This window comes from Polaromonas sp. P3_A5, from assembly GCF_056403055.1.
Genome location: NZ_JBFUGF010000001.1, coordinates 3,356,327 through 3,370,356 on the forward strand (window position 1 = coordinate 3,356,327; position 14,030 = coordinate 3,370,356).

General features: G+C 60.7%; 13 protein-coding genes. 3 read left to right on the forward strand and 10 right to left on the reverse strand.

What is annotated here, in order from left to right:
* Positions 1 to 74: 74 nt before the first annotated feature.
* Positions 75 to 1,001, reverse strand: coding sequence for an SDR family oxidoreductase (locus tag AC1DU8_RS16035; protein WP_477726970.1), 927 nt, complete (start codon positions 999 to 1,001; stop codon positions 75 to 77).
* 61 nt (positions 1,002 to 1,062) lie between these two features.
* On the opposite strand from AC1DU8_RS16035, the gene AC1DU8_RS16040 reads away from it, so the two are divergent.
* Together AC1DU8_RS16040 and AC1DU8_RS16045 are read left to right on the forward strand one after the other, a co-directional pair.
* Positions 1,063 to 2,115, forward strand: a complete 1,053-nt coding sequence (locus AC1DU8_RS16040) for a CDP-6-deoxy-delta-3,4-glucoseen reductase (RefSeq protein WP_477666181.1) — start codon at positions 1,063 to 1,065, stop codon at positions 2,113 to 2,115.
* Between the two features lie 163 nt (positions 2,116 to 2,278).
* Positions 2,279 to 3,280 (forward strand): Bug family tripartite tricarboxylate transporter substrate binding protein, encoded by a 1,002-nt coding sequence (locus tag AC1DU8_RS16045; protein WP_457279482.1) that lies wholly within the window; start codon positions 2,279 to 2,281, stop codon positions 3,278 to 3,280.
* A gap of 336 nt (positions 3,281 to 3,616) precedes the next feature.
* Here the strand turns inward: AC1DU8_RS16045 and AC1DU8_RS16050 are convergent, their stop codons facing one another.
* From AC1DU8_RS16050 to AC1DU8_RS16075, 6 genes are all read right to left on the reverse strand, one after another.
* Entirely contained in the window at positions 3,617 to 4,006 is a 390-nt protein-coding gene (locus AC1DU8_RS16050; RefSeq protein WP_457279483.1) for a DUF2845 domain-containing protein, read from the reverse strand.
* A gap of 160 nt (positions 4,007 to 4,166) precedes the next feature.
* Positions 4,167 to 4,883: an ABC transporter ATP-binding protein gene (locus AC1DU8_RS16055; RefSeq protein WP_457279484.1), complete on the reverse strand. Its 717-nt coding sequence runs from the start codon at positions 4,881 to 4,883 to the stop codon at positions 4,167 to 4,169.
* Between the two features lie 14 nt (positions 4,884 to 4,897).
* Positions 4,898 to 5,665, reverse strand: a complete 768-nt coding sequence (locus tag AC1DU8_RS16060) for an ABC transporter ATP-binding protein (protein WP_457279485.1) — start codon at positions 5,663 to 5,665, stop codon at positions 4,898 to 4,900.
* An 11-nt stretch (positions 5,666 to 5,676) separates the two neighbouring features.
* Positions 5,677 to 6,795 carry an ABC transporter permease subunit gene (locus AC1DU8_RS16065; protein ID WP_457279486.1) on the reverse strand — a complete coding sequence of 373 codons (1,119 nt, stop codon included), beginning with the start codon at positions 6,793 to 6,795 and terminating at the stop codon, positions 5,677 to 5,679.
* A gap of 34 nt (positions 6,796 to 6,829) precedes the next feature.
* Positions 6,830 to 7,759 carry a branched-chain amino acid ABC transporter permease gene (locus AC1DU8_RS16070; protein ID WP_457279487.1) on the reverse strand — a complete coding sequence of 310 codons (930 nt, stop codon included), beginning with the start codon at positions 7,757 to 7,759 and terminating at the stop codon, positions 6,830 to 6,832.
* Between the two features lie 263 nt (positions 7,760 to 8,022).
* Complete coding sequence (locus tag AC1DU8_RS16075) at positions 8,023 to 9,315, reverse strand: replication-associated recombination protein A (RefSeq protein ID WP_457279488.1); 1,293 nt, start codon at positions 9,313 to 9,315, stop codon at positions 8,023 to 8,025.
* A 146-nt stretch (positions 9,316 to 9,461) separates the two neighbouring features.
* Between AC1DU8_RS16075 and AC1DU8_RS16080 the strand changes: the two genes are divergently transcribed.
* Positions 9,462 to 10,034 (forward strand): class I SAM-dependent methyltransferase, encoded by a 573-nt coding sequence (locus AC1DU8_RS16080; RefSeq protein WP_457279489.1) that lies wholly within the window; start codon positions 9,462 to 9,464, stop codon positions 10,032 to 10,034.
* A gap of 54 nt (positions 10,035 to 10,088) precedes the next feature.
* Here the strand turns inward: AC1DU8_RS16080 and lolA are convergent, their stop codons facing one another.
* The 3 genes from lolA to AC1DU8_RS16095 form a co-directional block, all read right to left on the reverse strand.
* Positions 10,089 to 10,733, reverse strand: a complete 645-nt coding sequence (lolA, locus tag AC1DU8_RS16085; protein WP_457279490.1) for an outer membrane lipoprotein periplasmic chaperone LolA — start codon at positions 10,731 to 10,733, stop codon at positions 10,089 to 10,091.
* A 5-nt stretch (positions 10,734 to 10,738) separates the two neighbouring features.
* Positions 10,739 to 13,093 carry a DNA translocase FtsK gene (locus tag AC1DU8_RS16090; RefSeq protein WP_457279491.1) on the reverse strand — a complete coding sequence of 785 codons (2,355 nt, stop codon included), beginning with the start codon at positions 13,091 to 13,093 and terminating at the stop codon, positions 10,739 to 10,741.
* Between the two features lie 248 nt (positions 13,094 to 13,341).
* Complete coding sequence (locus AC1DU8_RS16095; protein ID WP_431097946.1) at positions 13,342 to 14,019, reverse strand: Crp/Fnr family transcriptional regulator; 678 nt, start codon at positions 14,017 to 14,019, stop codon at positions 13,342 to 13,344.
* Between the last annotated feature and the right edge of the window lie 11 nt (positions 14,020 to 14,030).

Sequence of the window (14,030 nt, forward strand, 5' to 3'; positions counted from 1 at the left end):
GCTGCCATGGTGGCAACCCGTTCATTTCAGGCGGTCAATGGCATTTATTGCGTTGCGCCGCGCGGCTGGCGTGCTCACCGATCGCACAGGCCAATTGCTACTGTCGGGTAGTGCAAACGAAGCCGCAGCTCCTGCTTCAGGCGGGTGTTGTCCAGCCGGCGCGACTCGCTCATGAAGCTCAGCAGCATCAGCGGCAACTCTTCCTGTGCCGTGCCCCGTGCCAGGCGCGGCGGCCGCGGCAGGCCGTAGAGGTCCGCCGCCAGGTCGAAATAGTCGCCCATCTTCAACTGCGTGTCGTCACTGGCGTTGCTGGCGCGCTGGGGCTTGCCGCGCCACAGCGCCGCCAGGCAGGCATGGGCCAGGTCGTCGGCGTGGATATGGTTGGTGTAGACGTCGTCTTCGGCACGCAGTACAGGTGTGCCCTTGAGCAACCTGCCACGCGGCGTACCGCCTTCGCGGTCGGGCGCATAGATACCCGGGATGCGCAGCAGGTGCACACGGGTGCCGGTGGCCCGGCCGAAAAGCCGCAGATGCGCCTCAGCATGTACACGCCGCTGGGCACGCGGTGTGTGGGGCTTCAATGGCCGCGTTTCGCGCACCCATTCGCCGCCGCAGTCGCCATACACCCCGCTGGTAGAGCCATACACCAGCGACTGCGGCAGGCTGCGCAGGCGCAGCGCGCGCAGCAGCGCCAGCGTCCGTGGGTCGGTACGCCAATCGGGCTGGTCGCCGGGTGGCGGCGCCAGGTGCACCACCCGCGTAGCCACCCCCGCCAGTCGCCGCAGGGAGGCAGCGTCGTCCAGGTTGCCCTGTAGCGGCGTGATGCGCTGTGCGCGCAAAGCCGGCAAGCGCTCCGGCGATGAGGTCAGGGCCATGAGCCGGACATTGCGTGGCAGCAGGCGGGCCACGCGTTGGCCCACATCGCCGCAACCGACGATCAAAACCCGCTCGCGGCGGAAACGAAAAGGCAGCGCGCCTAGGGGGTTCAGGTTTGAGGGCAAAATTGGGGGTTGCTGGAAAAAGCCAGCCAGGTCGAGAACAGATACCGCAAGGATACCGAATATGAGCTTTAACGTGACTGTGCAACCCAGTGGCCGGACATTCATCGCCGAGGCGGATGAACCGCTGCTGGCGGCCGCCATTCGCCAGGGCATCGGCCTGCCCTACGGCTGCAAGGACGGCGCCTGCGGCTCCTGCAAGTCCAAAAAACTGGAAGGCAGCGTCCTTCACGGCGCGCACCAGGTCAAAGCCATGTCACCCGAGGAAGAGGCGAACGGCTTCATCCTGACCTGCAGCGCCAGGGCGACGAGCGACGTCGTGCTCGAATCACGCCACGTCACGGATGAAAGCGCTTTCCCGGTCAAGAAAATGCCGGTGCGCATCAACAGCCTGGCCAAGGCCTCGCACGACGTGATGGTGGTGCGCCTGCAATTGCCGGCCAGCGATGTTTTCAAGTACCACGCCGGCCAGTATGTGGAGTTTTTGCTGCGCGACGGCGACCGCCGCGCGTATTCAATGGGTAATGCCCCGCACACCCAGGCCGACAACCCGGGCGTCGAGCTGCACATCCGCCACATGCCGGGCGGCAAGTTCACCGAGCACGTGTTCGGCCCCATGAAAGAAAAGGAAATCCTGCGCATCGAGGGTCCTTTCGGCAGCTTTTACCTGCGCGAAGACAGCGACAAACCCATGGTGCTGCTGGCCTCGGGCACGGGCTTTGCGCCCATCAAGGCGCTGATCGAGCATCTGCAACACAAGGGCATCACGCGCCCGGCCGTGCTGTACTGGGGTGGCCGCCGCCCGGCCGATTTGTACATGGACGAGTGGGTCAAGGCCAGGACCGCGGAAATGCCGAATTTGCGCTACGTGCCGGTGATTTCCAATGCCCTGCCCGAGGACAACTGGACCGGCCGGACCGGCTTTGTCCACCAGGCCGTGCTGGATGATTTTTCCGACCTTTCCGGTCATCAGGTGTATGCCTGCGGCGCGCCCATCGTCGTGGATTCGGCCCAGGCCGCCTACACGGCTGCGGGCCTGCCGGACGACGAGTTTTATGCCGACTCCTTTGTGACCGAAAAAGAAAAAGCCCAGGCTACCGTACCCGCCGAAACCTGAACGGCGCACGCACCCGACAAACAAGAAGAATAAAAGAAGAAGAAAAAGAAACGCCCCGGCTGATTCGTCAGCCGGGGCTTTTTTGTGGGAATGCACCCCGGCTCATGAAAAGCCGGATTCGCTGCAAGCCGGCGAGACCCGATTATTTGCAACAATACGAAGCATGAACATTCGACCCGTTTCCCTCCTCACTTCCCTGCCCGGCAAATGCCTGGGTGCCCTTTTCATTGCCGGCATGGCACTGTCAGCCCCTCTGGCGCACGCCCAGCCCAAGGTCATGCGCATCATCGTGCCGTATGCACCCGGTGGCCCGATCGACGTGACGGCCCGCCTGATGGCCGAACGCGTCAAGGACACGCTGGGCCCGGTCATCATTGAGAACAAACCCGGCGGCGGCGGCAACATCGGTGTCGACGCCATCGCCAAGGCGCAACCCGACGGCATGACGATCGGCATTTCCGCCGTTGCCACCCACGCTATCAACCCCTGGCTTTACAGCAGGATGCCGTACAACGCGGCGACCGACTTCGCGCCCATCACACAGCTGGTGCGCGTGCCCAATGTGCTGGTGATCAACGCCGATTCTGCTCGGCGCCTGAACATCAACTCGCTGGGCGACCTGATCAAGTACGCCAAGGCCAACCCGGCCAAGCTCAATTACGCCAGCGGCGGCAACGGCAGCGCCGGGCACCTTGCCGGCGAAATGTTCAAGGCACAGGCCGGCATCTTCGCGCTGCACATCCCCTACAACGGCGGCAACCCGGCGCAACTGGCGCTGCTGAGCGGCCAGGTGGACTACAACTTTGACAACCTGGCCACGGCATCCGCCAACATCAAGGCCGGCAAGCTCAAGGCGCTGGCGGTCACTACAGCCAAACGCAGCGCCATGCTGCCCGATGTGCCTGCCGTGGCCGAGACGCTCAAGGGTTTTGAGATCGACACCTGGTGGGGACTGGTGGCGCCCGCAGGCACACCGAAAGACGTGATCACCAAACTCAACCAGGCATTCGTCGCCGCGCTGAATTCACCCGAAGCCAAAACCCGCTTTGCCACACTGATGGCCGAACCTGTGGGCAACACACCCGAGCAGTTCGGCGCCTTCATGAAAAGCGAAATGGCGAAGTATGAAAAAGTGGTGAAGGCCTCAGGCGCCAAAGTGGATTGAAATAGGTCCACCCCCTTCCAGGCTCACTGCGTGTAGCCTGTTCCCCCCTCAGGGGGCGGCGCCTGGGGCCGGCGAAGCCGAAAAATTGGCACACCCCTATCGGGCTCACTGCGTGTAGCCCTTTTCCCCTTGCAGGGGACGGTGCCTGCGGCCCGGCAAAGCCGGTTCCGCGGCACCCACTGGTGAATACCTCCGCCGATAGTGCCCAAAGAATTCTTAAACCCAGCACGAGCCCCGGAACCGGCTTTGCCGGGCCGTAGGGCGGGCGGCCCCCTCGGGGGGCAGGGAGCTACACGCAGTGAGCGACCGTGGGGGCTCCATCACCACCGTGGGGGCTCACCTGGTCACGCGATCCCCATAGCGAATGCTCTTCAGGGAACCGCCCTCAAACAGCAGCATGGTCATGAACTGCCCGTAACCTGGGTTGTAAGTCCACTCTTCGACCTGCTGGCAGGTGTTGACCGTTACGTTGGTGGTGGTGCTGGTGGTGGAACCTGCGGTATTTGGTGTCACAACGGTCGCGCTGGACACGGTGTCAGGCGTGGCTTTGCAGAAAGTGTCCTTCATGACAGGTTCGCCGCATTTTTGCAGGATCGTGCCTTTGGAATTGCCGATCTGCGCCAGGTCGCCCTTGCAGCGCAGTGACTGGGCCGAAGCGCCGGTGAAAAAGGACGAGGCCAGGAAGGCGAACATCACGACAGCAGTGCGGACAACATACTGGTTCATTTTGGCTTCCCCAAGGTTCAACAAGAGTGCGCGTGGTGCGCACTCTTCGAACTTTATGCGCAAATATTTGGCGCCGCAAGGCATTTATGCCCTGCGCCGGTTGGTCAGATTTGCGGGATAACGTGCGTCCCGCGGCGCCTGCCGGCGCGCGGGCGCTCACTTATTCGCCGAGGTAAGCGGCCCTGACGCGCGGATCGTTCAGCAGCGCTTTCGCGTCGCCGTTCATGGTGACGTTGCCCGACTCCATGACGTAGCCACGGTTGGCAATGCCAAGTGCGCGGCTGGCGTTCTGCTCGACCAGCAGCACCGTCACGCCGCGGGCTGAAACGTCCTTGACCACTTCGAAGATCTTGTCGACCATGATGGGCGAAAGGCCCATGGAGGGCTCGTCCAGCAGCAGCACCTTGGGGCGGCTCATCAATGCGCGGCCCATGGCCAGCATCTGCTGTTCACCGCCCGACATGGTGCCGGCCAGCTGGTCCTTGCGTTCACGCAGACGGGGAAACAGCACAAACATCTTTTCCATGTCTTCGGCGATGCCCGCCTTGTCGCTACGGATGTAGGCGCCCATCTGCAGGTTTTCGGTGATGGTCATGCGGGTGAAGACGCCGCGGCCTTCCGGCACCATGGCCAGGCCCTCTTTCACCAGGTCCCAGGCGCCGCGGCCCTTGATACTCTTGCCCAGGTATTCAATGTCGCCGCCCAGCATCGGCAGCGTGCCGGTGATGGCTTTCATGGTGGTGGTCTTGCCGGCCCCGTTGGAGCCAATCAGGGTGACCAGTTCGCCGTCGTTGACTTCGAAGTCAACGCCCTTGACCGCCTGGATGCCGCCGTAAGCGACCTTCAGGCCGGTCACTTTAAGGAGTGTGTTTGCCATGTTCTTGCTTTCCTTCAATGACCTGTGCCCAGATAGGCGGTGATCACTTTTTCGTCTTTTTGTACGTCCGCGGGCGCGCCTTCGGCAATCTGCTTGCCGTAATCGAGCACGGTGACGCGGTCGCACAGGCCCATGACCAGCTTCACGTCGTGTTCGATCAGCAGGATGGTGCGGTTGTCCTTGCGGATGCGGTCGATCAGCTCGCGCAGCTGCACTTTTTCGGTCGCGTTCATGCCGGCGGCCGGCTCGTCGAGCGCGATCAGCTGCGGGTCGGTGGCCAGGGCCCGGGCAATTTCCAGGCGGCGCTGGTCACCGTAGCTCAGGGTGCGGGCCTTGAAGTCGGCGTATTTGCCGATGCCGACATAGTCGAGCAACTCCTGCGAGCGCTTGGCAATGGCGGCTTCTTCGTGCTTGAAACCAGGGGTGCGCAGCACGGCGCCGATCAGGCCCGAATTGGTACGGATATGACGGCCGACCATGACGTTTTCGAGGGCGGTCATGTCGGCAAACAGGCGGATGTTCTGGAAGGTCCGGGCAATGCCGGCCTTGGCCACTTCGTGCACCGCCGTCGGCTTGTAGGGCTTGCCGGCGAGCTCGAAGGTGCCGCTGTCGGGTGTGTAAAGGCCCGTCAACACATTGAAGAAGGTGGTTTTACCGGCGCCGTTGGGGCCGATCAGGCCATACACCTGGCCACGCTCGATATGGATGCCGACATCGGAAAGAGCCTGCAAACCGCCGAAGCGCTTGGAGACACCCGAGACTTTAAGAATGGTTTCGCTCATGTCCATTCTCCTTAGGGGTTGATTGACTGGATAGGGTCCGGGCCGACGGGCTTGTTCAGCGACTTGCCGTGCTCGGAAGCGGGCCACAGGCCGCGCGGACGCATCAGCATGACGCTGATCATGGCCAGCGCGATCAGCAGCTGGCGCAGGATGGCGGAGTCAAGCCGGCCGTCGGTCATGGCTTGCAGCGGGCCGGCCACATGGCGCAGCACTTCTGGCAGCGCGGCCAGCAGCAAGGCACCCAGAATGACGCCGGGCAAATGGCCGATGCCGCCCAGCACCACCATGGCGACGATCATGACCGACTCCATCAGGCTGAAGGATTCGGGAGACACAAAACCCTGGAAGGCGGCAAACATGGAACCCGACACGCCGCCGAAAGTGGCGCCCATGCCGAAGGCCAGCAGCTTCAGGTTGCGAGTGTTGATGCCCATGGCCTTGGCGGCGATTTCGTCTTCACGGATCGCCATCCAGGCGCGGCCGATGCGGGAATTTTCCAGGCGGTGGCAAACCACAACCGAGACGATCACCAGCACCAGGAAGAGGTAGTAATACATCGACACCGAGTTGACCTCGAAGCCGAAAAACTCATGCGGCTTGCCCAGATCGAACCCGAAGAACTTCATCGAGTCGATCTGGTTGATGCCCTTGGGACCGTTGGTGAGGTTGATGGGGCGGTCCAGGTTGTTCAGGAACACGCGGATGATTTCACCGAAACCCAGCGTGACGATGGCGAGGTAATCGCCGCGCAGCTTGAGGGTCGGGGCGCCCAGCACCACGCCGAAGAATCCGGCGAGGGCCGCTGCGGCCGGGATGATCGCCCAGATCGGCAAATGCAGCCCGTTCGGAAACTGCGCCGCAATCCAGGGAAAGGCGTCGGCCAGGTGCGGCGAGCCGAGCAGCGCGAACAGGTAGGCGCCGACCGCGAAGAACGCGACATACCCCAGGTCCAGCAGGCCGGCGTAGCCGACCACGATGTTCAGGCCCAGGGCCAGCAGCACATACAGCAGCGCCATGTCGACAATGCGCACCCAGGCGTTGCCGCCCTGCTGCAGGATCAGGGGCAGCACCAGCAGTGCCGCCGCGACGATCAGGAAGGTAATGAGTTTTTTCGATTTGACAGAATTCATGATTGTTCTCCTTGTGTACCGGATGGACGCGGCGTCACGCCCGGTCCGCTACACGCTCACCCAGCAAGCCTGAAGGCCGTAGCGTGAGCACAAAAATCAGCACGATGAAAGCAAAAATGTCGGAGTACTGGCTGCCCAGCACGCCGCCCGTCAGCGGGCCGATGTAGCCGGCGCCGATGGATTCGATCAGGCCCAGCAAAATGCCGCCAAGCACCGCGCCGCCCAGGTTGCCGATGCCGCCGAACACAGCCGCCGTGAAGGCCTTCAGGCCGGGCAGGAAGCCCATGGTGTGCTGCACCGTGCCGTAGTTGGAGGCGTACATGACGCCAGCCAGCGCGGCGAGGATGGCGCCGATGATGAAGGTGGCCGAGATGACGGTGTCGGGGCGCACGCCCATGAGCGCCGCGACGCGGGGGTTTTCAGCGGTGGCACGCATGGCGCGGCCCAGCTTGGTGTAATGCACCAGCCACATCAGTACGGAAAGGGAGACAACGGTTGCGCCCAGGATGAAGAGCTGGGTCACGGTGATGACAGCACCGCCGACCTGGAAGGGCTCGGAAGGCAACAGCGTGGGATAGGGCTTGTAGTTGGGCTTCCAGATGATCATGGCCAGGGTCTGCAGCAATAGCGACATGCCGATGGCGGTGATCAGCGGGGCCAGTTTGGGGGAGTTTCGCAAGGGCCGGTAGGCGATTTTCTCAATCGCGAAATTGAGGGCGCCGCACACCACAAAGGCGATCAACAGCGAAATCAGCAAAATAATCCAGCCCGGCGTGCCCGGCATGGAATCCTGCATCAGACCAATGATGGTCCAGCTGGTCAAAGCCCCCACCATCAGCACTTCGCCGTGTGCGAAGTTAATCAGGTTAATGATGCCGTACACCATGGTGTAGCCCAAGGCGATCAAGGCATACATGCTGCCCAGCACCAGACCATTGATGATCTGCTGTAGCAATATTTCCATAACTCACTCTCCGTCCGTTTGATGAAATCGCCAACTCCGCCTGGCGGCCACCATCCACCGGGATCGCCGGTGACTGGCTTGAGTTAACAAAAAGCCCGCCTATCAAAGCCGGATGGCTGGTGAAGTTGGCGAGCTAATCCGCAAATTGTAGCCAAGCGTCTCTAGCGAGAATCGAGCCAGCGGTGCGGTTTTCGCGGGGTTTACCCTTGAGAAAGTGAAATTTTCGGGTCGAATTCACCTTTATCAGCGGCTTTTGTTTTTTATCAGTTTTTCTTATTGTTCTTAATTTTCAACTCATTTAACTTATCCGCTATGCGTATCTCCAGTCCTCTGTTGACGGGGCGATAGAAACCTGGAGGTGACATGCCTTCCGGAAAATAATTCTCACCCGCGGCAAAGCCGTCTTCCTCGTCATGGGCGTAACGGTAGTTTTTGCCGTAATCGAGCTGTTTCATGAGCTTTGTTGGTGCATTGCGCAAATGCAGGGGCACCGGGCGGGTGCCGTCCTTGCTGATGAAAGCCTTGGCTTCGTTGAAGGCCTTGTAGACCGCATTGGACTTGGGCGCGACCGCCAGATAGATGACGCACTGGGCCAGCGCCAGCTCGCCCTCAGGGGAGCCGAGGCGTTCGTAGACTTCCGCAGCATCCAGCGCCATGCGCAAGGCACGCGGGTCGGCCAGCCCGATGTCTTCGCTGGCCATGCGCACCAGCCGGCGCGCCATGTAGCGCGGTTCGGCGCCGCCGTCGAGCATGCGCATGAACCAGTAGAGCGCGGCATCGGGGTCGGAACCGCGCACCGACTTGTGCAGCGCCGAGATGGTGTCGTAGAACTGTTCGCCGCCCTTGTCGTAGCGCCGCATCCGCTCGCCCAGTACCTTGAGCAGCCAGACGTCGCCGACGTCGGTCACTTTTTCGGCCTTGGCCGCCACGCTGAGGGACTCGAGCGTGTTCAAGAGGCGGCGGGCGTCGCCGTCGGCATAGGCAACCAGCCTGTCAACGGCTTCATTTGCTATTGTTTCGATAGCTGGTAGCGCATGCTCAGCAAGCACCTTGGCCACTATTTGCTTGAGATCTGCCTCCTCCAGCGGCTGCAACACATACACCACGGCGCGTGAAAGCAAGGCCGAATTCACCTCGAACGAAGGGTTTTCGGTGGTGGCACCGATGAAGGTGAAAAGGCCGCTTTCCACATGCGGCAAAAAAGCGTCCTGCTGGCTTTTGTTGAAGCGGTGCACCTCATCGACGAACACAATCGTGCGCTTGCCGCCCTGCCCCTGCCAGACAGACGCCTGCTCGACTGCCTCCCGGATGTCCTTGACGCCGCCCAGCACGGCGGAGATGGTGATGAAGTGAGCATCAAAACTGCTCGCCATGAGCCGCGCGATGGTGGTCTTGCCGACGCCGGGCGGTCCCCAGAGGATGCAGCTGTGCGGCTGGCCTGATTCAAATGCGATGCGCAGCGGCATGCTTTCGCCCAGCAGGTGCTGCTGGCCGATGACCTCGCCCAGCGACTGGGGGCGCAAGCGTTCTGCTAGAGGTTGGCTCTTCGTTGGCATAAGGGATACATGTGCGGCATCTAGTTAGCGCAAGGGGTTCTTTAGTGTCTGGTCAGCGCTGCCTGGGGGCCGCAAACAGCTTGCGGTTGCGCACACCGATAATCACTACTGGCTCATCAATTCATCAAAAACTGCGGTAAATCCTTATGAAACTCAATATTGGTTGCGGTCACAACAAGTTTGCCGGATATGTCAACGTGGACGCATTTCAGGAATGCAACCCGGATGTAGTTTTTAACGTAGAAGTCACTCCGTGGATGTGGGACGACAGTTCAGTCGATGCCGTCATTTTTAATCATTCTCTTGAGCACATGGGCCAGCAATCCAGTGTTTTTCTGGGCATCATGAAAGAACTCTATCGCGTATGCAAAAACAGTGCTGTCATTGAAGTTAACGTACCCCATCCCAGGCACGACAATTTCATCAGCGATCCTACGCACGTGCGAATCATCACCCCCGCCCTGTTTGCACTGTTCGATAAAAAAAACAATGACGAGTGGAAATTGAAGGGCTTCCCCAACTCACCCTTTGCCCATTATCTGGGGGTAGATTTTGTGACCACTGATGTGGAAGTAGTGATCGCCGATCCTTATAGCCAGATGTTTTCGGACGGGAAGCTTTCAGGCGAAGAGCTGGAAATCATGGCGCGCGAAAAAAACAACATCCTCTCGGAATACAGAATCAAACTGTCAGTGAGAAAGCCAGAAAACCGGGTTTGATGACCACCATGAATCCGGGAATTGAAACCGGCATGGGAAAACCACCGCAGGCGGTTACTGGCGAATCAGGTCCGCCCCAGCCGGCGTCTTGAACTGGAAGCTCGCAGGGCCAAGTGCAGGGTTAATCTCGAACTGACTGAAGGTCATCACTGACTTCTGGCCGAAGCTGTCAAGGATTTCCAGCATGGCGAGTTCGCTGCCCTTCCCGGTCGGTTTAAAACCGACGCTAATGCTCTGCAACTGGCCGTCTTTGGTTTTGGGTTTGGCCTGTATCCACTGCAAACCATCTCTGTCAGGCAAGGAAGCCAGGTTGAAATCGGCTTGCAGGCCCTTGAGGTCAGCAGCAGCGGCGATCACGGCGGCCGGGGTTCCGTTGAGTACCTGGGCGAGCTTGCGCGAGGTGACCTGGTTCAGGTCTGCGTCATAGAGCCACAGGGTCTGGCCGTCGGCCACGATGGTTTGCTCAAAAGGTTTTTTATAGACAAAGCGGAAACGGTTGGGTCGTGAAAACTCAAACGTACCGTTCGACGTCTTGCTGCGTGCAGCCTGGCCGTCCTTGCCGGGCGCAGTCACCACTTGGGTGAACTCGGCGCGGCCGCTGCTGACGGTCTTCACGAAAGTTTCGAGGCTTTCCAGGCCGTCGGCCCATACGGAATGGGCGCAAGCAGCTATCAAAATAGTAGCAAAATATTTCTTCATGATCGTCACTCCGCCCGTGAGGGCACCAGGATTTCGCGCTGGCCGCTGCCGCTCATGGCGCTGACCAGCCCGGCTTTTTCCATGTCTTCGACCAGCCGCGCCGCGCGGTTGTAGCCGATCTTGAGATGACGCTGCACCAGTGAAATGCTGGCTTTGCGGTTTTTCAGCACGACTTCCACGGCCTGGTCGTACATCGGGTCTTTTTCACCTCCGCCGTTGCCGCCACTGCCGCCATCACCCAGCAGGTCGCCGTCCTCGCCATCGACCGTGCCGCCTTCCAGAACGCCATCGATGTAATTGGGTTCGCCCTGCAGCTTGAGGTAGGCCACCACGCGGTGTACTTCATCATCGCTCACAAACGCACCATGCACCCGAATTGGAAAGCCTGTACCACTCGGCATGTAAAGCATGTCACCCATTCCTAACAATGCCTCAGCGCCCATCTGGTCAAGGATGGTCCGGCTGTCGATCTTGCTGCTGACCTGGAAAGACAGGCGGGTCGGGATATTGGCCTTGATCAGGCCGGTAATCACATCCACGCTTGGCCTCTGGGTAGCCAGCACCAGGTGGATGCCGGCGGCCCGGGCTTTTTGCGCCAGGCGGGCAATCAGTTCCTCAATCTTCTTGCCGACCACCATCATCAGGTCGGCCAGCTCGTCGATCACCACCACGATGTAAGGCAGGCGTTCCAGCGGCTCGGGCTGCTCCGGCGTGAGGCTGAAGGGGTTGTAGATAAATTCGCCCTTGGCCTTGGCCTCGTCGAGTTTGGCGTTGTAACCGGCCAGGTTGCGCACGCCCAGCTTGCTCATGAGCTTGTAGCGCTTTTCCATTTCGGCCACACACCAGTTCAGGCCGTGGGCGGCCTGGCGCATGTCGGTGACCACCGGCGCCAGTAAATGCGGAATGCCTTCATAGACACTCATCTCCAGCATCTTGGGGTCGATCAGCAGCAGCCGCACGTCACGTGCATCGGCCTTGTAGAGCAAGCTCAGGATCATGGCGTTGATGCCGACCGACTTGCCCGAGCCGGTGGTACCGGCCACCAGGCAATGCGGCATCTTGGCAAGATCAGCCACCACCGCAGCGCCGCTGATGTCCTTGCCCAGACCGATCGTGAGCATGGACTTGGCTTCGTTGTAGACCTGCGATCCCAGAATTTCACTGAGCTTGATGGACTGGCGCTTGGCGTTGGGCAGCTCCAGCGCCATGTAGTTTTTGCCGGGAATGGTTTCGATCACGCGAATGGAAACGAGGCTGAGGGCGCGCGCCAGATCCTTGGCCAGGTTGACAACCTGCGAACCCTTCACGCCCGTGGCGGGTTCGATCTCATAACGTGTGATGACGGGGCCGGGAGCGGCGGCCACGACACGCACCTCGACGCCGAAATCTTTCAGCTTTTTCTCGATCAGGCGCGAGGTCATTTCCAGCGTCTCGGGCGCCACGGTTTCCTGGCGCGTCAGCGCACCGTCCAGCAGATCAACCTGCGGGAGCTTGGAGTCGGGCATTTCACTGAAGAGCGGCTTTTGCCGTTCTTTTGCCACGCGCTCGCTTTTGGGAATGTCCACAAGCACGGGCTCGATCAGGACCGGCACCGGGTGGTGCTCTTCAATCTCGATGCGCTCGTCTATCAAGGTCTCTTCGCGCTCGCGCGCAGCCAGCTTGCCGAAGGCGAGGTCTTCGGCGATTTCGCGCTTTTCGCGCCGGGAATCAATCAGGTTGTCAATCCAGGCGCCGACACGCAGGGCCACATGCGCCCAGGAAAAGCCGAACACGGCGGACACGGCAATCACGCCGAGCGCAATGAAAACCAGGCCCGAACCAGCAAAGCCCAGCCATTTCTCACCCTGCGTTCCAGCCAGGTAACCCAGCACGCCGCCAGCGTGGCCGGGCAACCTGAACTCAAAACGATACAGCCGGGACCATTCCAGCGCCGCGCTGGCCAGTAAAAGCAGGAGCAGGCTCAGCCAGAACCGGATCCGGCCGGCGGAGTGGGATGAATCGGCAGCAAGGGGTTCGCCGCGAAGCCAGCGCGCCAATGAAGACAGCCAGACCTGTGCGCCTGCCGCCAATGCCCACCAGACGGAAAAGCCCAGCAGGAAATAGCTCGCATCTGCCAGCCATGCGCCCAGGCGGCCACCCCAATTGCGGGCCGCAGCTTGGGCGCCGCCCAGGACGTCCGCGGTACCGGATGTTGACCAGGCAGCGTCTTGCGATGAATAGCTGAGCAATGCCGCGAGCCAGAAAATCAGGCCGAGCAGACCCAGAATCAGGCTGACTTCATGGGCAAAGCGTTTGATGCCGCTGGGCGCGCCCGCGGCTGGGGAATTTCTGGAGTTCAGGGTGTCGAGTGAGTAAGTCATGGCCCGGCTAGTACTGCGAGCCGGAAGTAGCGAGACAAAATGAAAGGGATGGATTCGTGCCCAGAGCAAGGCGCGAGCCGCAGCGAAGGCTATTTGCCTTCGCAAGGCTTGCAACGCCGCCATGGGTACGAAGACGCGCTTTCATGTTTCGATATTTCCGGGTTGCAGTACCAAGCTTACCGCAGTTGGCTAAGGGCTTTGAGGGGCGCCAGAGACGCCAAACCGTACGGCAGGGGTCTGCCAGGGCCCTATCCCAGCGTATGAAGACGCTCTTTCACCAAAAGCGAGCCATCGTCGCGGGTTTCGATGAATCCGCGCTCTTCAAGATCCTTCATCACCCGGCTGACCATTTCGCGCGAAGCGCCGACCATCTTGGCCAGATCCTGCCTTGAAACCTTGTCGCGGATCACGGCATTTCCGCTGCCGTCTTCATTGGCGAATTCGAGCAACGCCCTGGCCACACGGCCATACACATCCATCAGGGCCAGCGATTCGATCTGGCGGTCTGCATGGCGCAGTCGCTGGACCAGCCCCTTCAGCACGGCATAGGCCATGGAGCTGTTTTCCGGAAGGCAACGCGCAAACTCCAGGCGGCCCAGGATCAGGGCATCGGTCTGGATCTCGGCGCGCACCGTGGCGGAGTGAGGTTCGTTGTCGATCAGGCTCATTTCACCCACATAGTCGCCGGGGTGCATGGTGGCCAGAATGACCTCGCGGCCACGGGAATCCGTGGTGATGACGCGTGCGCGGCCGGTCAGGATGATGGAAAGGGCGTTGGATTTTTTGCCCTGTTCCACGATAGGCTCGCCGCGCTTGAACCGGCGCTTGACCACGGTATCGGCGACCGATGCAGCCTGGCTGGCAGTCAACACGGAAAAAAGAGGGACCCGGCGAATCAATTCCAGGTTAGACACCATCGTCGTCATAGCAGATATCT